This is a genomic window from Campylobacter sp. IFREMER_LSEM_CL2090 (assembly GCF_025771865.1).
GTDB lineage: Bacteria > Campylobacterota > Campylobacteria > Campylobacterales > Campylobacteraceae > Campylobacter_D > Campylobacter_D lari_D.
The window spans coordinates 74810-95774 of the sequence record NZ_JAKMRA010000007.1; the positions used below are offsets into that span (position 1 = coordinate 74810).

A 20965-nucleotide genomic window follows, 5' to 3' on the forward strand; every position below is an offset into this window, starting at 1 on the left:
AATTAAGCTTATGTGCTATCTTAAAAATAACAATCACTTCTTTTAACATTTTTTGTATAATTAAATATTTAAATAGTATAACAATAGGTTGAGTATGCAAATTGCACAAATTTTAGATGAGTTAAAACAACAAGATAATTTTAGAATTCTACGCTCATTAGGGCATGAGGGAAAATATGTCGTTTATAATGGGCAAAAATTGCTAAATTTAGCAAGCAATGATTATTTAAATTTAAGTAATGAAAAAGCATTAAAGCAAGATTTTTTAACACATTTAAAAGAATTTGAATTTTCTAGTTCAAGTTCAAGAAGCTTGAGTGGAAATTATGCGATTTTTGATGAATTTGAAAGCTTTTTAGAAGCTAAGTTAGGCAGAAAAATCTTGCATTTTAACAATGGCTATGCCTTAAATGTTAGCTGTTTGCAAGCTTTAGCAAGCATTAAAAATACTTTATTTTTGGCAGATAAGCAAGTACATGCAAGTATTATTGATGGTTTAAGGCTTGGCGGGGCTAAATTTATAAGATTTAAACACAATGATATAAAGCATTTGCAAAGCTTAGTGCAAAAGCATTATAAAGAATTTGAAAATATCATCATTGTAAGTGAAGCGCTATTTAGTATGGATGGAGATTTTGCGCCTATAAAAGAATTCATAAATTTGAAAAAAGAATTTAAAAATATTAAAATTTACATCGATGAAGCTCATAGCATAGGGTGTTTTAATGATGATGGTTTGGGTTATGTGAGATTTTTGGGCTTGGAAAAGGAAGTGGATTTTTTAGTTTTTACCTTTGGTAAGGCCATAGCTTCCATGGGAGCTTGCATGATAAGTGATGAAAAAGATTTTTTTATCAACAAAGCAAGGGCCTTTATATACTCAACTGCCATTGCACCTATCAATGTAACTTGGACTTTGCATGTTTTTAAGCATTTGCATGAATTTAATGCTCAAAGAAAAGAGCTTTTAGAGTTAAGCACTTGGTTTAAAAATGCTTTAGCAAGTAAAGGTGCAGTTTTAGGCGAGGCTTATGTGATATCTTTTATTTTAGGGCAAAATGCACTAGCTAGTGAAATTTCACAAAAGCTTTTAGAAAATGGTATTTTTGCACCTGCTATTAAAGAGCCAACCGTAGCTAAAAATACAGCTAGAATTCGCTTTTCTTTGCATACTGGTTTAGTGAAAAAAGACTTAGAAAAGGTTTTGGAGGTACTTTGAAAACTCATTTTTTACATGAAAATGCAAATTCATCTGAGTTGATTTTATTTTTTTCAGGTTTTTGCTCACATTTTAGCCATTTTACGCATTTAAAAAGTGATGTAAATGTTTTAATGGCGTATGATTATACGAGTTTTGATTGGGAATTTGATCTTAATAAATTTGAAAAAATCACCCTTGTTGGCTTTTCTATGGGAGTTTGCGTGGCGAGTAAAATTTTAAAAGATATAAAATTTGATAAAAAAATAGCCATAAATGGCACAAATTTACCTATAAATGATGAATTTGGGATTAAAGAAGCTATTTTTAAGCTAACGATGAAAAGATTTGCTTTGGAATATTTTAAAACAAATTTGCTTGAAAAAAGAATGAATTTAAGTGATGAATTTTACTTTGAAAAAGATGAGTATTTAAAAGAAGAACTTTTAAGCTTATATGAGTTTTGCACTAAGGATTTAAATGAAAATTTCACTTGGGATAAAGCGATAATTAGCAAAGATGATAAGATCTTTCCACCAAAACATGTTTTAAATTTTTTTAAAGAAAAGGCAATGTTTATCGATGAGCCACATTTTGCATTTTTTAAATACCACACTTGGGAAGCACTTTGCAAACTTTCATAAGAGCAAAAAACACATATAGTGCTAACTCGCCAGTGCAAAAAGCCATGGCTAAAGAGCTTTGTAAAATGCTTAGTGAGAATGATTTGAGCGATTTTAAAGCGGTATTTGAATTTGGCTGTGGGGTAGGGGTTTTTAGTAAGACTTTGCAAGAGTGTATTAAATTTAAGCATTATTTTTTAAATGATATTTATCCTTTTGAAAATCCTTGTAAGTTTGATGAATTTGGTGTTTTTGATATGAATGAGCTTAAAAATCATCATTTTTATACGAAAAAATTTGATCTTATAGCTTCAAATGCTTGTATGCAGTGGCTAAAGATAGATGAGCTTTTAGAAAATTTTGCAAGCATGCTAAATAAAAATGGGATTTTGCTTTTTTCTACTTTTGGAGAAAAAAATTTCACTCAAATAAAACAAAGCACTAATTTATCACTTGAATATTTAACTTTAGAGCAAATTAGGCAAAAGCTTTCTAAAAATTTTAAGATCATAAAAGCAAAAGAAGAATTAAAAGAGTTAAAATTTGATCATACTTTAGAGCTTTTTAGGCATTTTAAATTAAGCGGAGTAAATGCTTTGAGTGAAAAATTTTTCATAGGCAAGGCATTTTTAAAAAACTATGAAAAAGAATTTCAAAATACCTTGACTTATCATCCTTTATTTTTTCTAGTTAGAAAACTATAATCGCTAATGTTTTAAGTAAAATGGATAGGTAAAAAATATCAAATGGATTAAATTTAATCCATAGTGAAACAATACGCTCATCCATAAGCTTTTTGAGTATTTATAAGCTAAGCCATAAATCACACCTGCAACACTAGCAAATACAATCATCAAAACACCGCTTTTATAATGCACTAATCCAAAAGCTATGCTTGCGATTAATAAAGCAAGATTGGGGTGAATAAATTGTGTAAGTCTTTGTTGGAGATAACCTCTAAAAAAAGCTTCTTCTACTAAAGCAACTAACAAAAGATTTGAAAATAAAAAATATAAAATCCATGATGGTATGCTTATTTCTAGTTTGATAACACCCAAATACCAAGGCACGCACAGCAAAAGAATAGGAGATAAAAGCAATAAGCTCCATTTTAGCACTGAAGCTTTGGTGTAGTTTGTGTTTTTAAATAAAATAGGAAAAAGTATAAAAAGTATAAAAACCCCTAGTGGCTTGTCAATACTAAAGTAAAGATTAAAAGGTGCGCTATTTGTGCTTGCATAAACTTGATCTAAAACTTTGATGTTATTTACACCAGGGATAAAATGAAGAAATAAAGCTAAAGCATAGATAAATAATGCTATTTCTAATATGAAAATTTTTTTATACTGATACAATATAGCCGTTATAAAAACTAATACATTAATCACTATAAAAGTTATATCTATAATTTTAAATACATATCCCAACAAGACTGAAAAGAGTAAAAAAATATACGAAATTTTGACTTTATCAAATGAAAGCAATATCAAAGAAATAGCCAAAAAAAGATGAGTGCTTAAAGCTAACATATAAAATCCTTGTTTATAATTGATCTAGATATAGTTTTACTACTTCTTCTCTTAGGTAAAGCTTTTTTAAATCATTTACATTTATATATTTAAGACAAAAGCGTAAATTTTGTTACTTTTTATAAAACTTACAATTTGTCTATATTGTTTTAAATTCCAGTTTGTGTTTTCACTTAGCTTGATGATATTTATAATTTTTACCTTTGTAGTGAAAAATTTATTATTATCTTTTATAATACCTTTATTGAGTGTAATTAAGACATTGAAAATTTTAAAGTAGAAGCAGATAAAATGCATTTTGTTTGCTTTTTTAAAATTGTTTTATTTTCTTTTTCATGAAAAAATTTTTTAATTCTTGTTGATCTCTTATAGCAATATTTTCTTTGATAATTTTAAATCCTGCTTTTAAAAAGAAATTTTTAGCGCTAAGACTAGCAAAAGTATAAATTTCACTATAAGGGTAGTTTTTAAGAGCAAATTCTAATAAAGCTTTACCATAACCTTGATGAGCATAGTTTGCATGAGTAAAGCAAAGATCGAGTGTTTTTTCTTCTGAATTTATACTTATAAAAGATATAATTTGGCCTTTTTCTTCATAAATAAAACCTAGTTGATTTTGGAATTTTTATTCCCAAGCTTTTTGGTTTATATTAATCCAAGCACGAATTTGTTCTTTTGTATAATCGTTTTTACAAAGAGTGGATACGCTTTGCTTAAAAAGCTTGATACAAGGAGCTAAGTCTTTTATATCAAGCTTTCTTATCAAGCACTTTCCTTAAAGCCAAAGAAGCTAGAGCAAGTCCAAAAGAAGCTGTTACACCCATAAATGAGCCAAGATCTTTACAATGGGCTTCTTCATCTGAAAATACCACATCAAAATCCCCTTTAAAGCCTGATTTTCTAAGCTCATAACGGAATTTTTTAGCTAGGGCATCGCCATGTGTTTTAAATATGCTTGTCGTTTTAATACGCGTTGGATCAAGCTTTCTAGCTCCACCGGTTGATGAGATAAAAATTTGCTTTTTTAAATCAAGTAAATTAGCCAAAGCAACCTTAGCAGGTATATCATCAATCGCATCAATGATTAAATCAAATTCACTCAAATTAAAACTTTTCAAAAACTCATCATCGATTTTACTGACTATACCTTTAGCATTGTAAATACGCTCAAAAACCTTAGCTTTTTCTTCGCCTATATTTTCACTATGAAGCTGGCGGTTTTGATTAGTAGTTTCAAATTTATCCGCATCAATTAAAGTTAGATTACTAAAGCCACTTCTAAAAAGCGCATCAACACAAATTCCACCAACTCCACCAAGCCCACAAACTAAAACTTTAGTGTTTTGAATTTTGATAAAATTTTCTTCATTAATAAGCCATTTTATACGCGTGTATCTATCCATTTTTCATCCATTTTTTGAGATTTTTCATTTGTTTATAAGCTGTTAGATCAAGCATTATAGGGGTTATTGTGGCATAGCCTTGTTTTAAAAGTGCTATGTCTGAGTCTTTTTCATTTTCATGATCAAGATTAGCAGCAGCTAGCCAATAGTATTCTACACCTCTTGGGTTTGTATTAGAATGTGCTTTATAGCTATAAATTCTTTTACCTGCTTTGCAAATTTTTAAGCCTTGAAAGGCTGTTTTGCTAGAAGGAAAGTTGATATTTAAAAATTCTTTTTTATCTAAAGGAAAGCCCTTTTCAAAGATATTTTTGACTATTTTTTTAGTAAGTTTTAAAGCAAGTTTATAATCAAGCTCTTTTTGATTATCTTTGTAAAATTGCGATAAAGCAATGGCGGGAATTCCATGAAGCACAGCCTCCATAGCACCTGCGCAAGTTCCTGAGTAGGTTATATCCTCGCCTACATTAGCACCTTTGTTAATTCCACTTATGACAAGATCAGGCAAACGCTTTTTATATAAAGCATGTAAAGCTAGATAAATACAATCTGCAGGCGTGCCATCATCAAGCTTGTAAAATCTTTTACCAACCTTATGAAATCTCAAAGGCTTAGTTAGTGTTATGGAGTGTGAGCATGCTGATTTTTCACTAGCAGGAGCTACTATGGTAATTTTAGCTTTAAAATGCTTTCTTAGCATTTTTATAAGCTTTTTTAAACCCTCACTTTCATAGCCATCATCGTTTGTTATTAAAATTTCTTTCATATTTTTTCCTTTTTTTAAATTTTAACACAAGTAATACAATATTTTTTTATTACTAAATTGTTTTTTCATTTTTTAAATATTAAAATTATAGTTTTGATTAATTTTTTTAAAGGAAAGAATGATGTCAAAACTTTTACTTTTTAGCGCTTCTGGCTATAAAGATAGTGCTTATTTAAGTCATACTAGAGAATTTATAGATGATTTTTTAAAAGAAAATTCCATGAAAGATGAAGAAATTCTTTTTATACCTTATGCGGGTGTTAGAAGGACTTATGATGCTTATGAAGCTAGAGTAAAAGAAGGCTTGAAAAAAGATAATATCAAATCATTACACCATTTTGAAAATTTAAAAGAAGCGATTTTAAATGCAAGGGTTTTTTTAGTAGGTGGTGGCAATAGTTTTATGCTTTTGCATAAATTATATAAAAATGATTTGCTTGAAGTGTTAAAAGAGCGTATTGAAAAAGGGGCTTGTTATATAGGTTGGAGTGCAGGCTCAAACATAGCAGGTCTTAGCATAAAAACAACTAATGATATGCCTATTGTTATGCCAAAAAGTTTTGATAGTTTAGGGGTTTTTCCTTATCAAATCAACCCACATTTTATTGGCGGGAAAATTCCTGGACACAACGGAGAAAGTAGAGAAGAGCGTTTGGAAGAGTTTTTATTAACTAATCCAAAAGACATTGTTTATGCTATACCGGAGGGTTCTGCATTAAAAGTGCAAGATGATAGCTTAAAAATCATAGGTCATCATGATGTGTTAAAGCTAAGTCATCCTTTTAATGTAGAATATTTAAAAGTCAATCAAACAACTAAAATCTAAAGGAGAAAAATGCAAACTTTTTATCTTTTAGCTGCGATTTTTGGTATTGTGGCTGTGGTTTATTTGCTTATTAAAAAAGTGGAAACAAAAACAGCTTTAATTAGTGTTGGTTTTATCTTGTGCTTGATTTCACTTAAGCCCATTGAAGCTTTGAGTGCTTTTACGCATGCTATGGTGCAACCTGCCTTGATTAAGGCAATTTGTGCGAGTATGGGTTTTGCTTTTGTGATGAAAGTGACTAAATGCGATAAACATTTGGTTAGATTACTTACAACACCTTTGAAAAATGTAGGATTTTTCTTAATCCCACTTGCTTTTATGGTAACTTTTTTTATTGCTATAGCTATACCTTCAGCGGCAGGATGTTCAGCTGCAGTTGGTGCGACTTTAATACCGCTTTTAATGGCTTCAGGTATAAAACCTGCCATGGCAGCAGCAACAGTGCTTTGTGGAACTATAGGAGGAATTTTAAGTCCAGGTGTTTCTCATACGGCTTTGATTTCTGAAATTTCAGGGAAAAATATACAAGAAATTGTTTTAACTCAAACTCCAAATGCATTAACAGCAGGAGTGATAGTGATGATTTCTTTGATGATTATGGCAGTGATTTTTAAAGATTATCAAAAAGGGCAAGTTTTTGAAGTGGCTAATCAAAACAAGACTGAAGATAATATTGAAAAAGTAAATGTATTTTATGCGCTTATGCCTTTAGTGCCTTTGATTGTACTAATCATAGGCGCAAGTCCTTTAAATGATTATGAGTTTTTAACATGGACAAAACAAGTTGGAGTTGCTGAAGCCATGCTTTTAGGGGCGATTATAGCTTTGGTGGTAACTATGAGTAAGCCTGATAATATTTTTAAAGAGTTTTTCAATGGCATGGGAAAATCTTATGCAGAGATTATAGGGATTATCATAGCTGCTAGTGTTTTTGTTGCGGGTTTAAAAGCATGCGGTGTAATTGATATTATCATAGAATGGCTTAAAAATGAACAGCATTATGTGCGTTTTGGTGGAACTTTTATACCATTTTTAATGGCTATGATTACAGGTAGCGGTGATGCTGCTGCTATGGCATTTAACAAGGCTGTAACTATTCATGCTCAAGATCTTGGTTTTGATCAAGTTAAACTTGGTACTGCAGTGGCAATGTCAGCAGTGCTTGGAAGATACCTTTCGCCTATTTTAGGAGCTTGTATCATCGTTTCAGCTATAGCCGGGGTTAGTCCTTTAGAAATTGTTAAAAGAACTGCTTTAGGTTGTGTTGTTTCGGTGGTTGTAATTGCTTTTGTGTTATTATAATTTTAAGCCTTAAAAGGCTTAAATTTATTTTGCGGCTAGGATGATGATTTCTTGTATAACTTTGCTCGCTGCTTTTAAAGATTTAACAGGTAAATACTCATAAATAGAATGAAAATTATGTGCTCCAGTAAAGATATTTGGACAAGGTAGGCCTTTTTCTGAAAGCACCGCTCCATCGTATCCTCCACGCATAGGAATGATTTTAGTTTTGATATTTAAATTTTCATAAGCTTGTAAAGCAAGTTTAATAGGCAAAGATTTGGTTGTTTTTAGACTATTAAAGACATTTTTATAACGATCGTTAAGCTTAATGTTAATTCTTTCTTCTCCATATAGCTTTTTAAAACTATCGTTTAAATCTTGTAAAAATTGCATTCTTTGTTTGTATTTTTCATCATCAAATTCTCTAATATCTATTTTTAAAATAGTTTTAGCGCTATTTCCCTTGAGTTCTTTAACCCAAAAATATCCTTCTTTATTTTCTGTGTATTCAGGTGCTTCGCCATTTGGAAGCATAGAGATAAATTTATGTGCTAAAAGTAAAGAATTAACTAATTTTCCTTTAGCACTCATAGGATGAGCAGATTTTCCTATAAATTCTACTTCACAATCTCCTGCATTCCAATTTTCATAAATAAATTCTCCTATCTCACAACAATCTAAACAATATCCAAAATCAGCATTAATTTCTTTTATATCAAAAGCTTTTGCTCCTCTTAAACCTTGTTCTTCATCAGGTAAAAAGCAAGCATAAATATCACCATGCTTAATATCAGGATTTTTAACAAAAAATTCAAGCATATCCATAATAGCTGCAATGGCTGCTTTATCATCAGCTCCAAGCAAGCTTGTGCCATCAGTGTGGATAATATCATCTCCTATGTAGTTTTTAAGCTCTTTAAATTCACTTTCTTTCAAATAAAGATCTAAGTTTTTATTTAAGCATATATCTCCACCTTGATACTTAGTGATTTGTGCTTTGGTGTCATTAGTTTGTTCCATACTTGTATCTAAATGCGCAAAAAAGGCTATTTTAGGAGCATTTGGAGTGTTTGCTGGTAAAAGAGCTGTGGTGATGGTGTTTTCTCTTCTTTTGATGTCTTTTAAACCTAGTTCTTGTAATTCTTTTTCAAGTAATTTTGCAAGCTCCATTTGATTAGGGCTTGATGGCATAATGCCTTTGGCGCCATTTTCTCTACTTGTAGTGGTATTAATCTTAGTGTAATTTATAAATCTTTGTACAATATCCATAATTTTTCCTTTTTAGATTAAAATTAATAAAATTATAACAATTCATTTTTAAAATATTTGATTAATCTAAGAAGATTTTATTAAATGATATTTTCTATCAAAATTTATTTAAAATTATGATAATATATTTAAATTTATATTTTTTAAGGAGAGAATATGCAAAAACTTAGATTTATGATGATATTGAGCGTATTTATAACTTTTTTTGTTGGATGTTCTTCTAAAGAAATCAATCCTTTAGGGCGTTCTTTTGGAGAATTTAGCGATGGAGATCCTTTGAAAATAGGTAAAAATCCAACTCCACCGGCTAAACAAAAAACACCAACTTTAGTGGAAGGTAAGAAAATCCCAGCTATACCACTTGAGCCACCTCTTATGAAAGTCAATACTTTTAAAGGAGATAATGCTGTAAAAGGACCATTACCAAGACTTACATCAAGCAATGGATTTACTTCAAATGCTTTGTATGAAAATATAGGATTTGTAAGCGATTTTGTAACTATTATGAACCCAAATGGAGCTGCACTAACGGTTTGGGCTTTAAATCCAGGCAATTGGATATGGGGGTATAATTTATTTGATAGTAAATCTTTTGGTGATGCAAGAGTGTGGCAACTCATTGAATTTCCAAATAATACTGTGATGATTAAAAATGCAAAAACTTTAACTTGCTTAAATGCTTATGGTAATGGTATAGTGCATTATCCTTGCGATCAGACAAATTTTGCACAATTTTGGAGATTATATCCTATGAGTAATGGTGCTTATCAAATTCAAAATTTTGCAACACAACAATGTATACAAACGACAGTTGGAAATGTAATGGAGGAATTTTATTTTGACTATTATAGTATTTATTTGACACCTTGTTTGAAATCAAAAGAAAAAAATTTAGATAGACAATGGAGCATTAGTGCGCCTGCTTTTCAAACAAGATCGCCTTATGCTTATACGGGAGAGTGATGATGAAAAAGATAGTATTTTTGATTTTTAGTTTTAATTTATTATTTGCTGCTTTGGAAAATTATAATAGCGGTACTTGGAATTTACAAGGTGCATCAGCTTCTACCGAAAGTAAGTGGAATATTAGTATAAGACAGCTTGTAACCGGTGCTAATCCTATGGATATTTTGGCTGTTCAAGAAGCAGGAGTTTTACCAAGCACTGCTATAATGACGCCAAGACAAGTTCAACCCGTGGGAGTTGGCATTCCTATTCATGAGTATGAGTGGAATTTGGGCTCATCAAGTCGTCCAAATTCAGTTTATATATACTACTCAAGAGTTGATGTTGGGGCAAATCGCGTAAATATGGCTATCGTGAGTAGAACGCGAGCTGATGAGGTGATAGTTTTACCGCCTCCAACCGTTGCTTCAAGGCCTATTATAGGAATTCGTATAGGAAATGATGCGTTTTTTAGCATACACGCTTTATCAAGAGGTGGTAATGATGCAGGGGCTATTATAAGTGCTGTGGATATGCACTTTAGGAATATGCCACAGGTTAATTGGATGATTTTAGGGGATTTTAACAGACCTCCTGGGACTATTGTAAATTTAATTGATCCGGATTTAAGATCTCGCATTAATATAGTCGCACCTCCTTCTTTTACACAAACAGGTGGCAATACAATTGATTATGCAATTACGGGAAATTCAAGCACTACATCTTTATATAGTCCGCCTAGAATTCTTGCAATCTTAGCTGTAGCAGGACTTAGGACTTTTTTAGCTTCGGATCATTTTCCTGTAAATTTTAGAAGACCTTAGGAGAAGATGATGAGAAAAATTTGTATTTTATTTTGCTTTATTTTAAGTTTTTTAAAAGCTGAAGTTTTATTTGATGATTTAGAAGATTTTACACCTATGTTCGCGATAAGATCTTTAGAAACGGGAATTTCACTTAGTCCTTTTAGATATAGCTCTGAAAAACTAGAAGAGCAAAATTGGTTTTTAAAAGAGATAATTCTTAGCGATGCGTTAAAACAAAAAGATAGATATGCCGTGCAACGCCCTTTTGGCTATGTGCAGTTTATAAACCCTAGAGGTGCTGATGTGTGTTTAGCTGTCTTAAGTGAAAAATCTTTTGGAGTGAAATCTTGCAAGCAAGATTTACAAGATGGGCAAATGCAAACGGTTTTTTCTATCATGCCTACTACAAGTTCAGCTGTGCAAATTAGATCTTTAACTCATGGCGGGGTAAAATGCATGAGTACCTTTTATGAAGCGCGCGTACCTATAGAAAATCGTTTTGGCTTAGATGATTGCACTGTAAATCCTTCTGTGCCGATAGAGTTAAAAGAGTTATTTTTCTTTGCTCCTGCTATTGTTGAAGCAACTCCGATTTATTAAATTTACTTGCTATTTTAGCAAGTAAATTTTACTTTTCTACGCAATATCTATTCATTTTTTTAAGTCAAAAAAAGATATTATTTTAACTTATAAATTTAAAGGTAAAGTATGGATTATAAAAAAGCATTTTATTCAAAATTAGAAGATTGTTATTTAGGTGCGAAAATCAAAAACTCGCAAAATCAAGCTAAAAATGGTTTTACAAATTTACTCGTTATAAAAGAAAAATATTTTCAAAAAATCAAAGACTATTTAGACACACAAAATCTTTATACAGATACTTATAATAAACTTTATAATTTTTTTAGCACTTATTTAAACGAAACAGGAACGCCGTTTTTTTACGATACACCTATGTATAAAAATATCTATGCAAGGGTATATTCAAACTCAAAAGACACAAGTCTTTTTTATAAAACACAAAATTTATACTATGTAAAATCAGATACTATTTACAATCCTTTAAGCTTGCAAAGTGAAGATAAAAAATATACTTTAAATTTTCTTACCGATGAGTATGAGCAAAATGCTGATAATAATAAAAGTAAAATCAATTTTTATTTGCAAAATATACAAGATGATAATATAAATATAAAAGTGATAAATTCTAAAAATAATGATGGCGCAAATGTATTTAAACAAAACTCAAGTGAATTTAGCGATGTTTTTTTAAAGACTTTAAAAAATGCACAAATAAACATAAAAGAAGAAGAGCTAAAAAAGCTTTTTAAAACTTATAAAAAACAAAATGAAGTAGATTTTTTTATCCATAAAAATGCGAAAGAATTTCTAAAAGAACAATTTGATTTGTGGTTGTTTTCTTATATGAATGATAATATTACCGAATGGACTAAAGAAAAGATAGATGAGATCAACGATCTAAAACAAATCGCTTTTGCTATCATTGACATGATAGCTGACTTTGAAAACGAGTTAAAAGCTATATGGTTAAAGCCAAAATTTGCTAAAAACGCTCACTATGTATTTAGCTTAGATACCATTAAATCACATTCAAACAACGCTGATGAAATTTTAAAATCCATCTGCAAAGATGTAAAATTTAATGAGCAAATCACAGAATGGAAAGAATTAAATTTCATAAATGATGAGTTTGATATAAAGGCTATAAATGATGAAAAATACAAATTCTTACCGCTTGATACAAAGTATTTAAGCGAGGAAAATTATTATAAACTTTTGCAAAGTTTTGAAAATTTAGATGAAATTTTAAATGGAGAACTTATAAAAGCAGATAATTTTCAAGCACTTAATTCTCTAATGCCAAAATATCAAGGTAAAATAGATCTAATTTACATAGATCCGCCATTTAATACAGGAAGTGACTTTGATTACAAAGATAAATTTCAAGATAGCACTTGGCTTTCTTTGATGCATAATCGCTTGGAATTGGCAAAAGAATTTTTAAGCGATAAAGGAAGTTTTTATTTACATTTGGATCACAATGCAAATTATCGTGGCAGAGAACTTTTAAATGAAGTTTTTGGGGAAGAGAATTTTAGAAACGAGATTACTTGGTATTATTCAAATAAAATGGCAAATAGTGGAAATAGCTTTGCAAAAAATACAGAAACTATTCTAAATACATCAAAAACTTGCGATTTTATTTTTTATCGGCAAAAAGAATTAAGAGACAAGCCTGTTTTGTTAAGTAAAAGAGAAGGTAGAGATGGAAAAAACATGAGAGCAAGAGATGATGAGGGAAAGATTATTTATAAAATTTCTAATGATAGATATGTTGATACAATGTGGAATATTCCAATAATAGGTTCTACTTCATCAGAACGCATAAATTCAGAATCTAATCTAACTCAAAAACCCGAAGCTTTACTTCAAAGAATAATAAAAGCAAGTAGTAATGAAAATTCCATAGTTTTTGATTATCATTTAGGAAGTGGCACAACAATAGCTACTGCACATAAGCTAAAACGCAAATGGCTTGGAGTGGAAATGGGAGAGCATTTTTACAAAGTCATTATCCCAAGAATGAAAAAAGTTTTAAATGGTTTTGTTTGTGGTATAAGCAAAGAAGTAGAATTTAAAGGTGGTGGCGCTTTTAGATACTATGAATTTGAAAGCTATGAAGAGAGCTTGGAAAATTGTGAGTATGAGCTTGATAAAAACTCACTTATAGATTACAGAAAATCACGTAAACTTATAAAAGCGCTTAAAAAAGGCGAAAATATATGTCTTGATATGAATGCCTATGATAAAGAATTTGATATATTTTTGACTATATCAAATCTTTTAGGACTTAAAATCAAAAATATTTTTATAGATGAAAATGGCATAAAATCTTGCAAATTTGAAAACGATGAGATTATAAATTTAGAAAATATAGACTTAATTAAATATCCAAAACTAAAAAATCTAATTTGGTGGGAGAAATGATGAACGAGAGTGAATTATATATTTATTTAGGACAAGATGAGCATTATATTACTCTTGATGAAATGAATTCGATTGTAAATACTATTAATACAATTAGCAATGATTTGTGTGTAAAGTTGTTATCAAATTATCAAGATATTTCATTGGTTATATATCCATGTGAACAAGGTTCGTTTAAATTAAAAATTAAACATATGTTGTTAACAGGTGTTTGTATTTTGACTTGGCTTAATGAAAGCGAAGCTGGTAGAGCTTTTGTTGAAGGCTTAACAGGACACGAAACACCATATTATTATAAGAGGGCTGGACAAATTTTAGGAGATGCAATAAAAGGTGTGTTAGAAAAAGATATATTTACACTTGAAAAAATAAATAACAAATTAGGTAATTGCGGGTATATTTTAGATAAATCTATAAAAGAAAAAAGTGTGTTGTATGAAGCAATCAATAAGAGCAAAACGATAAAATCAATAAGTTTTAACAATGAGAATAGCAATGCAATACCAAAAAAAGATTTTATTAATCATATTAAAAAAGGTGATATTATCCGTCAATTAGAACCTAATTATGAAATATTAGATTTAATAATTTCAAAATCGATCAACACTAAGCAACAAGGAAAATGGACATTTGAATTATTAGAGACTAAAAAAAAGTTTAATGCAAAAATACTAGATAATGTATTTATGTCAAAATTTTTAGATGGTTTTTATCCGCTTAAAGAAGGTAATCAGGATGATATTATCAAGGCTTTATTACGCATAGATACAAAAATAAAAAATGGAAATAAGGAAACGGAGGAATACTTTATTCAAGAAATTTTTAATTTCAATGAAAATAAAATTAAAGTTATTCCTCAAGAATTTGAAAAATATCTGCAAACAAAGTATGATTATAAAATGCCAAGCCTTTTTTAATTGAGATCAGAGGTAATAAGCTAATGCAAATAACATTATTTTTTACACTATGCAAGTTAAAAAGTTCAAAGCAGGGCTTTATGAACTTGGCGATAGTGTGTATTTAAATCAAGAAAGTTTAGTAAAAACTTTTACATCCTAAGAGAAAATATTGATATGTATATTAAAAACATATTGCAAGATGAGTAGTTACAAGAAATTTCAGTATGTAAAAAATTCTTACATACTGCAAATGATAAAAATAATTAAAGCTTTAAAGGAAAAATAATGGCTAAAGCAAAACAAAACACAAGAAAACATTTATTGTTAAATAAATTTATCCATGATAAATCACTAGTGCAAAAGCTTGATGAAAGTTATGATTTTAGTAATTTTTCTCAAGCTATAAATTTACAATTTTATCAGCAAGAAAGTGTTAAAAATGCTTTAGCCATACTTTCTTTTTATATGAAAGATGAGTTAAATTTACATGAATATAATCAAGAACGCAGAAAGCTTTTAGAATTTTATCAAGATGAAAACGAGAATTTAAAATTACAAAAAGAACATATCGCAAGAGCTTCATTTTGGATGGCTACGGGAAGTGGTAAAACTATAGTTATGATCAAACTTATAGCTTTGATACATGAATTCATTAAAAATAATCAATTACCTAAAAAGCCTATCATGCTTTTAGCACCAAATGATAAGATTTTAAATCAATTCAAAGCAAATATAGCTAAATACAACAATCATCACAGCAATTTTATCAAAATAAAAGATTTAAAAGATTTTGAAAGCATAGAAAAAGAAGCTAGTTTGTTAAATGAAGCGGTGGTGTATTTTGCAAGAAGTGATTTACTTGAGAGTGAAGAAAATGTAGGCAAAGATAAAAAAGCAAAAAGATTAAACTATAAAAATTATCTTAATAAAGATGGTTGGTATATATTGTTAGACGAAGCTCATAGAGGCGATAGTAAAACATCACTAAGAAAAAACTATTATCATGAGCTTGCTAGAGGTTTTATCAAAGAAGATGAATTTCCAAAAGGCTTTGTTTTTAATTTTTCTGCTACTTTTGAAGATGAAATAGATTTTATAACTTGTGCTTATAATTATAATCTTCAAAAATTCAATCAAGAAGGATATGGTAAAAATATAGCAGTTTTAAATGAGAATTTAGATTTTAAAAGTGAAAATAACGAAGAAGCAAAAATTAAAACGATTTTAGAAAGTTTTATAATATTCAATGCTATTGTAAAATCAAAAGAAGAGTTATTTTTAAAAAGACAAGATTTTATATATCACAATCCTTTAATCATAGCAGTTTCTGATAAAGTAAATACTCAAGATGCGGGTATAAAAGCGTATTTTAAGGCAGTGTATAATGTATTAAAAAATAAAGTAGATATAGGCAATATAGCTTTAGAGCTTTATGAAAAACTTCAAAATCAAAATTTGTATTTTGGTATAAATACCCTAAGTGATGATTTTTTAAAATATATAAAAAATGCAAATAATGATGAACTTAGAGAAAATATTTTTTATGCAAACGCAAACGCAAATTTAGAATGTTATAGCATTAAAGGGAATGATAAAGAATTAGCTTTTAAGAGTAAAAATTCAAACAAACCTTTCATGCTTTTAAATATTTCAAATGCAAAAGAATGGGAAAAAGATTTTTTACTTGAGCTTGGAGTAGAAAGTATAAGCGATATATCACAAAGTCATTTTGAAAATATCAATAGCTCACAATCTTCTATCAATATAATGCTAGGAAGTAAGGTTTTTTCAGAAGGTTGGGATAGCAACCGCGTAAATTTAATTTCTTTTATCAATATAGGAAGCATTAATGCTAAAAAATATGTTTTGCAAACTATAGGAAGAGGTGTCAGAATAGAACCTTTTTTAAATATAAGAAAGAGATTAAATGCTTTAAAAGAGATGTTTAAAATCGATGAGCGATGTGTAAATTTAGCATGCGGTTTAGAAACTCTTTTTGTAATGGCAAGTGATAATGAAGCCATAAAAGCTATCATAGATGGTATAGAATGTGAATTTATGGAAAGTAGGCATTTAAAAGGATTTAAAGATATTAATTCAAAATTGTCGTTTAATTTACCTGTGCCAAAATATAAAAATGAAAATAAACTAAATAGTATCTATAGAATTTCAGAAAAAGAAGCAAAATCCTTAAAAGAATTTATAAATTCTTATGATGAAGATGTTTTGATTTTAGAGCAGTGTTTGTATAAAAATTTTAAATATTCCACATTAGAAGAATTTTATAAATTTAGCGAAGGAAAAGAAAGTAAAATTCAATTACTAAGAAACAATGTAGAATTTAATGAAAAAACAACATTAAAAACAATCAATAGCGTGTTAAATTCTAATGCCAAAGTTTTGGATAAATTTGTAAAGTTAGAAGAAGAAATAACGCACTATAAAAATATACAAGCAAAGTTAGATTTTGAAACCGTTCAAAAAATTAATAAGACTATAAAAGATGTTTTAAACGCAAAAAGTGAAGATGAATTAAAAGCAGACTTTGAAAATAAAAAAATAAATTTAGATGAGCTAATGCAAGGTATAAAAGAAAGTCAAAAAAGCAAGGAGGTGCAAAACTATATAATTAGTGCAAAACTTAGCAAGCATTATTATAGCCCTTTAATCATTTACAATAAAAATGATAAAGAAAATAAGATTAATTTTGCCATTTCTAATAAAAGTGAAAAAGAATTTTTAGAAGATTTAGAAAGTAATTTAAATTTGTCTTTTTTTGAACAATATGAATGGTATTTTTCTAAATTGGTAGAAAATCAAGATGAAATTTATATCCCTTATTTTGATGAAGAACAGCAAAAAGAAAGAAAATTTTATCCTGATTTTATATTTTGGTTAAAAAATAAACAAAGTGGAGATTTTTTTATATATTTTATAGATCCAAAAGGCTTAAAAATAGAAGATAATCCTAGATTTAAATTAAAAGGCTTTAAAGCAATATTTGAAAATAAAAATTTAAGTTATGAAGATAAAAGTATAAAAGTTAATTTGTTTTTTTATAATAAAAATTATACTTTTTCAGATGAATTAAAAGACTTTGTTAAATCTACAATAGAGGATATTTTCAAATGAAAACCTTTTTAGTTTGTGCCTTAGAGCCTTCAGCAAATTTGCATTTAAAAGAAGTTTTAAAAGCTTATAAAAATGAGTATAAAGAATTTGATTTAATGGGAATTTATGATGAGAATTTATGTGAAGAATTTAGTTTAAATTCCAAGCCACTTTATAGCTCACATGAGTTTAGTGCTATGGGTTTTATAGAGGTTTTGCCGCTCATTTTAAAAGCTAAAAGAGCCATAAAAGAGCTAGTGAGTTTAAGTTTTGCTCAAAAAATTGATGCGATTTTATGTATAGATTCTCCTGCCTTTAACTTACCTTTTGCAAAGGCTTTAAAAAAAGCAAATTCCAAAGTAAAAAGAATTTATTATATTTTACCTCAAGTTTGGGCATGGAAAAAAGGACGCATTCCTATCATAGAAAGTCATTTTGATGTGTTAGCTTCTATTTTACCTTTTGATAGTGAGTTTTTTAGTAAAAGCACTTATGTGGGACATCCGCTTTTAGATGAGATAAAAGAATTTAAAAATCAAGAAGATATAAATTCTATACTTTCAAAAAAAGATGATGAAAAAATCATCGCTTTCTTACCGGGCTCAAGAAAAAGTGAAATAAAGCGTTTGATGCCTATTTTTAGAGAGTTAAGCACTAAATTTAAAGGTAAAAAAATCCTTTGCGTACCCGAGTTTAATTTAAAAAGATTAGAAATTTACGGAGAAATGAGTAATTTTGAAATTCAAACTAACACCCCAAAGGTGCTAAAAAATGCTGATTTTGCTTTTATTTGTAGTGGCACAGCTACACTTGAAGCAGCTTTGGTTGGCACGCCTTTTGTGCTTGCTTATAAAGCTAAAGCTATTGATGTATTTATCGCAAGATGTTTTGTAAAACTCAAACATATAGGCCTTGCAAATATCTTTTTAGATTTTGCAGGAAAAAGCGAGCTTAATCCTGAATTTTTACAAGAGCAAGTGAATGTGGAAAATTTATATCAAGCTTATCTTAAATACGATTATAAGGCATTTTTTGATAAAGTAGATTTTTTAAAAGAATATTTGCAATTTGCAAGTGCAAAAAATTTAGCTAAAATACTTTATGAAATCAAATAAGGATAAATCATGCAAAAAGAACCTATGAGTAAATACGGCTATGAGAAATTAGAAAAAGAATTAGAGCATTTAAAAAAAGTTGAACGCCCAAAAGTAGTAGAAGAAATAGACATAGCAAGAAGCCATGGAGATTTAAAAGAAAATGCAGAATATCACGCGGCTAGAGAAAAACAAGCTTTTATAGAAGGAAAGATTGCTGAACTTGGAGATTTGATCTCAAGAGCACAAATCATCGATCCATCTTCTTATGAGCATGATAGTGTGAAATTTGGCTCAACTGTTGTTGTAGAGGATTTAGAAAGTGAAAAACAAAGCACTTATACTTTGGTAGGGGTAAATGAAGGAAATTTAGAAAAAGGCTATATTTCCATTAGTTCGCCTATTGCTAAAGCAATGCTTGGTAAAAAAGAAGGGGATGATTTTAAAGTGCGTTTGCCAAAAGGCGAGAGTGAATTTGAAATCATTTCTATAGAATACAAAGCTTTGGAATTTTAATTTTTGCAAAAAATAATTATAAAAGAAAATGCTATTTTTATTGCCGATGCGCATGAAAATAAAAATAGGCGTGGTTTTTGGGAGTTTTTGCAAGCCTTAAAAAATAAAAAAATTCAAACTCCACAGCTTTTTTTAATGGGTGATATATTTGATCTTTTAATTTATGAAGTAAAGGCCACGCATGATTTTGCAAAAGCTTATATAGACTTACTTGAAGAACTTGCGTATGAAATTGAAATCATTTATTTAGAAGGCAATCATGATTTTAATTTAGCTAAATTTTTTAAAAAAGTGAAAGTTTTTAGTATAAAACAACAACCCTTGCTTTGCGAATTTCAAGATAAAACCTTAGTAAAATTAGCCCATGGGGATATTTTTTTAAAACCTTTTTTGCAATTTTGCTTAAAAAGTTTAAGAAATCATTATTTGCTACTTTTTTTAAATTTTTTAAATGTTATTAGTAAAGAAAGAATTACTCAAAAAATTCTAAAAAATCAAAACAAAAAACAACTTATTAGAAAAATTCCCCATTTTTCTGCTTTAGTAAAAGAGCGTTTAAAGCACTATAATATAGGCTTTGTAATAGAAGGTCATTATCATCAAGATGTATTTTTAAAAAATGAAGATATAAAATATCTAAATTTAGCTACTTTTGCATACAAGGAAAGTTTTTTTATAGTAAAATATGAGCCAGAAATCAGATTTCACAAAATAGAACTTAAGGAGGCATAATGTTTGATGAGAATGTCGTTAAAACAGGTTCAAATGAAATGGAACTTGTTGATTTTCGCATCTTTAAGCAAGGCCACGATAAAGTCTATGAGGGAATTTATGGTGTAAATGTTTCTAAGGTTAGAGAAATCATTAAAATTCCTTTTTTGACTGAAATTCCAGGAGTACCTGAATATGTAGAAGGTATTTTTGATCTTCGTGGCGTGGTGATTCCTGTAATCAACCTAGCAAAATGGATGCAAATTCAAGAACCAGAAATGACAAATATAAAACCTAGAGTTATCATTACTGAATTTAGTAATGTTTTAATCGGTTTTATTGTCCATGAGGCGAAAAGAATTCGTAGAATTAATTGGAAAAATATTGAACCAGCTACTTTTGCAACAAGTGCGGGTAGTTTAGATAAAGGTAAAATTACTGGTGTAACTAAGATCGAAGGAGATGAGGTTTTACTTATCCTAGATTTAGAAAGTATAGTGCAAGAACTTGGAATTTATACCCCGCAAACTGATATTGACGATGATAAAATTCAAAAAATCGAAGGTATGGCTTTAGCACTTGATGATAGTTCAACTGCAAGAAAACTTGTTAAAGATTTACTAAATAAAATCGGTCTTAAAGTAATTGAAGCTAAAGATGGTGTTGAAGGTTTACATAAACTAGAAGAGCTTTATAGTACTTATGGCAGCGATTTAAATAAACATTTAAAAATTATTGTAAGTGATGTTGAAATGCCACAAATGGATGGATTCCATTTTGCAGCAAAAGTTAGAGATGATGAGAGATTTAAAAATATTCCTATCGTATTTAACTCTTCTTTATCAAATGAATTTATGAGTGATAAAGGTGTTAAAGAAGCAGGTGGAGATGGGTATTTAGTTAAATTTAATGCAAGTGATTTCTTTGCTGAAATTTCTCGTATCATAGCAAAACATGAAAAAGGTGAGGAGTAAAA

Annotated in this window: 19 protein-coding genes and 2 pseudogenes; 15 read left to right on the top strand and 6 right to left on the bottom strand. The window is 29.2% G+C overall.

Features of this window, described 5'->3' with window-relative positions:
• Nucleotides 1–94 precede the first annotated feature (94 nt).
• The 3 genes from L8V85_RS05540 to L8V85_RS05550 are packed head-to-tail and all read left to right on the top strand — an operon-like array spanning nt 95 to nt 2525.
• Entirely contained in the window at nt 95–1219 is a 1125-nt protein-coding gene (locus L8V85_RS05540; RefSeq protein WP_263737627.1) for an aminotransferase class I/II-fold pyridoxal phosphate-dependent enzyme, read from the top strand.
• A complete protein-coding gene (locus L8V85_RS05545) occupies nt 1216–1842 on the top strand; it encodes a pimeloyl-ACP methyl esterase BioG family protein (protein ID WP_263737628.1) in 627 nt (208 codons plus the stop codon). The genes L8V85_RS05540 and L8V85_RS05545 overlap by 4 nt, the downstream gene beginning before the upstream one ends.
• Complete coding sequence (locus L8V85_RS05550) at nt 1827–2525, top strand: methyltransferase domain-containing protein (protein ID WP_263737629.1); 699 nt, start codon at nt 1827–1829, stop codon at nt 2523–2525. Before L8V85_RS05545 ends, L8V85_RS05550 begins: the two co-directional genes overlap by 16 nt.
• Nucleotides 2526–2528: 3 nt before the next feature.
• Here L8V85_RS05550 and L8V85_RS05555 read toward each other — a convergent pair whose 3' ends face one another.
• The 5 genes and pseudogenes from L8V85_RS05555 to surE form a co-directional block, all read right to left on the bottom strand.
• Complete coding sequence (locus tag L8V85_RS05555; protein ID WP_263728636.1) at nt 2529–3350, bottom strand: CPBP family intramembrane glutamic endopeptidase; 822 nt, start codon at nt 3348–3350, stop codon at nt 2529–2531.
• Between the two features lie 13 nt (nt 3351–3363).
• Nucleotides 3364–3671: pseudogene (locus L8V85_RS05560) on the bottom strand (hypothetical protein); the annotation flags it as partial.
• Nucleotides 3661–4116 (bottom strand): annotated as a pseudogene (locus tag L8V85_RS05565) (GNAT family N-acetyltransferase). The pseudogenes L8V85_RS05560 and L8V85_RS05565, both read right to left, overlap by 11 nt.
• Nucleotides 4100–4753, bottom strand: coding sequence for a ThiF family adenylyltransferase (locus L8V85_RS05570; RefSeq protein ID WP_220566570.1), 654 nt, complete (start codon nt 4751–4753; stop codon nt 4100–4102). The pseudogene L8V85_RS05565 and the gene L8V85_RS05570 overlap by 17 nt, the downstream one beginning before the upstream one ends.
• On the bottom strand, nt 4746–5519 hold the full coding sequence (gene surE / locus L8V85_RS05575) for a 5'/3'-nucleotidase SurE (protein ID WP_133319525.1): 774 nt from the start codon (nt 5517–5519) through the stop codon (nt 4746–4748). Before surE ends, L8V85_RS05570 begins: the two co-directional genes overlap by 8 nt.
• A gap of 121 nt (nt 5520–5640) precedes the next feature.
• Here surE and pepE point away from each other — a divergent pair, with 121 nt between their 5' ends.
• On the top strand, nt 5641–6345 hold the full coding sequence (pepE, locus tag L8V85_RS05580) for a dipeptidase PepE (protein ID WP_263737630.1): 705 nt from the start codon (nt 5641–5643) through the stop codon (nt 6343–6345).
• Nucleotides 6346–6354: 9 nt separating this feature from the next.
• Nucleotides 6355–7647 (top strand): C4-dicarboxylate transporter DcuC, encoded by a 1293-nt coding sequence (gene dcuC, locus L8V85_RS05585; protein WP_220566573.1) that lies wholly within the window; start codon nt 6355–6357, stop codon nt 7645–7647.
• 24 nt (nt 7648–7671) lie between these two features.
• Here dcuC and pepT read toward each other — a convergent pair whose 3' ends face one another.
• Nucleotides 7672–8898, bottom strand: a complete 1227-nt coding sequence (gene pepT / locus L8V85_RS05590) for a peptidase T (RefSeq protein ID WP_133319528.1) — start codon at nt 8896–8898, stop codon at nt 7672–7674.
• A 156-nt stretch (nt 8899–9054) separates the two neighbouring features.
• On the opposite strand from pepT, the gene L8V85_RS05595 reads away from it, so the two are divergent.
• The 10 genes from L8V85_RS05595 (at nt 9055) to L8V85_RS05640 (ending at nt 20963) form a co-directional block, all read left to right on the top strand.
• Nucleotides 9055–9861, top strand: coding sequence for a cytolethal distending toxin subunit A/C (locus L8V85_RS05595; RefSeq protein ID WP_133319529.1), 807 nt, complete (start codon nt 9055–9057; stop codon nt 9859–9861).
• Nucleotides 9862–9863: 2 nt separating this feature from the next.
• Nucleotides 9864–10667: a cytolethal distending toxin subunit B family protein gene (locus tag L8V85_RS05600; protein ID WP_133319572.1), complete on the top strand. Its 804-nt coding sequence runs from the start codon at nt 9864–9866 to the stop codon at nt 10665–10667.
• 9 nt (nt 10668–10676) lie between these two features.
• Nucleotides 10677–11249, top strand: a complete 573-nt coding sequence (locus L8V85_RS05605) for a cytolethal distending toxin subunit A (protein WP_133319530.1) — start codon at nt 10677–10679, stop codon at nt 11247–11249.
• 108 nt (nt 11250–11357) lie between these two features.
• Nucleotides 11358–13658, top strand: coding sequence for a site-specific DNA-methyltransferase (locus L8V85_RS05610; RefSeq protein ID WP_263737631.1), 2301 nt, complete (start codon nt 11358–11360; stop codon nt 13656–13658).
• Complete coding sequence (locus tag L8V85_RS05615; RefSeq protein WP_263737632.1) at nt 13658–14575, top strand: hypothetical protein; 918 nt, start codon at nt 13658–13660, stop codon at nt 14573–14575. The genes L8V85_RS05610 and L8V85_RS05615 overlap by 1 nt, the downstream gene beginning before the upstream one ends.
• A 267-nt stretch (nt 14576–14842) precedes the next feature.
• A complete protein-coding gene (locus tag L8V85_RS05620) occupies nt 14843–17689 on the top strand; it encodes a DEAD/DEAH box helicase family protein (RefSeq protein ID WP_263737633.1) in 2847 nt (948 codons plus the stop codon).
• Nucleotides 17686–18783, top strand: coding sequence for a lipid-A-disaccharide synthase (gene lpxB, locus L8V85_RS05625; RefSeq protein WP_263661980.1), 1098 nt, complete (start codon nt 17686–17688; stop codon nt 18781–18783). Before L8V85_RS05620 ends, lpxB begins: the two co-directional genes overlap by 4 nt.
• Nucleotides 18784–18792: 9 nt before the next feature.
• On the top strand, nt 18793–19278 hold the full coding sequence (gene greA, locus L8V85_RS05630) for a transcription elongation factor GreA (protein WP_039619215.1): 486 nt from the start codon (nt 18793–18795) through the stop codon (nt 19276–19278).
• 3 nt (nt 19279–19281) lie between these two features.
• The gene (locus L8V85_RS05635) at nt 19282–20010 is read left to right on the top strand and encodes a UDP-2,3-diacylglucosamine diphosphatase (protein ID WP_220566581.1); all 729 of its coding nucleotides are present in this window, start codon (nt 19282–19284) and stop codon (nt 20008–20010) included.
• Complete coding sequence (locus L8V85_RS05640; RefSeq protein WP_133319535.1) at nt 20010–20963, top strand: chemotaxis protein; 954 nt, start codon at nt 20010–20012, stop codon at nt 20961–20963. Before L8V85_RS05635 ends, L8V85_RS05640 begins: the two co-directional genes overlap by 1 nt.
• The last annotated feature ends 2 nt before the right edge of the window (nt 20964–20965 follow it).

Excerpts from the sequence above, each read along its gene's own strand:
- L8V85_RS05540 (WP_263737627.1), top strand. The coding sequence starts at position 95 with ATGCAAATTGCACAAATTTTAGATGAGTTAAAACAACAAGATAATTTT.
- L8V85_RS05555 (WP_263728636.1), bottom strand. The coding sequence starts at position 3,350 with ATGTTAGCTTTAAGCACTCATCTTTTTTTGGCTATTTCTTTGATATTG.
- L8V85_RS05570 (WP_220566570.1), bottom strand. The coding sequence starts at position 4,753 with ATGGATAGATACACGCGTATAAAATGGCTTATTAATGAAGAAAATTTT.
- surE (WP_133319525.1), bottom strand. The coding sequence starts at position 5,519 with ATGAAAGAAATTTTAATAACAAACGATGATGGCTATGAAAGTGAGGGT.
- pepE (WP_263737630.1), top strand. The coding sequence starts at position 5,641 with ATGTCAAAACTTTTACTTTTTAGCGCTTCTGGCTATAAAGATAGTGCT.
- dcuC (WP_220566573.1), top strand. The coding sequence starts at position 6,355 with ATGCAAACTTTTTATCTTTTAGCTGCGATTTTTGGTATTGTGGCTGTG.
- pepT (WP_133319528.1), bottom strand. The coding sequence starts at position 8,898 with ATGGATATTGTACAAAGATTTATAAATTACACTAAGATTAATACCACT.
- L8V85_RS05595 (WP_133319529.1), top strand. The coding sequence starts at position 9,055 with ATGCAAAAACTTAGATTTATGATGATATTGAGCGTATTTATAACTTTT.
- L8V85_RS05600 (WP_133319572.1), top strand. The coding sequence starts at position 9,864 with ATGAAAAAGATAGTATTTTTGATTTTTAGTTTTAATTTATTATTTGCT.
- L8V85_RS05605 (WP_133319530.1), top strand. The coding sequence starts at position 10,677 with ATGAGAAAAATTTGTATTTTATTTTGCTTTATTTTAAGTTTTTTAAAA.
- L8V85_RS05610 (WP_263737631.1), top strand. The coding sequence starts at position 11,358 with ATGGATTATAAAAAAGCATTTTATTCAAAATTAGAAGATTGTTATTTA.
- L8V85_RS05615 (WP_263737632.1), top strand. The coding sequence starts at position 13,658 with ATGAACGAGAGTGAATTATATATTTATTTAGGACAAGATGAGCATTAT.
- L8V85_RS05620 (WP_263737633.1), top strand. The coding sequence starts at position 14,843 with ATGGCTAAAGCAAAACAAAACACAAGAAAACATTTATTGTTAAATAAA.
- lpxB (WP_263661980.1), top strand. The coding sequence starts at position 17,686 with ATGAAAACCTTTTTAGTTTGTGCCTTAGAGCCTTCAGCAAATTTGCAT.
- greA (WP_039619215.1), top strand. The coding sequence starts at position 18,793 with ATGCAAAAAGAACCTATGAGTAAATACGGCTATGAGAAATTAGAAAAA.
- L8V85_RS05640 (WP_133319535.1), top strand. The coding sequence starts at position 20,010 with ATGTTTGATGAGAATGTCGTTAAAACAGGTTCAAATGAAATGGAACTT.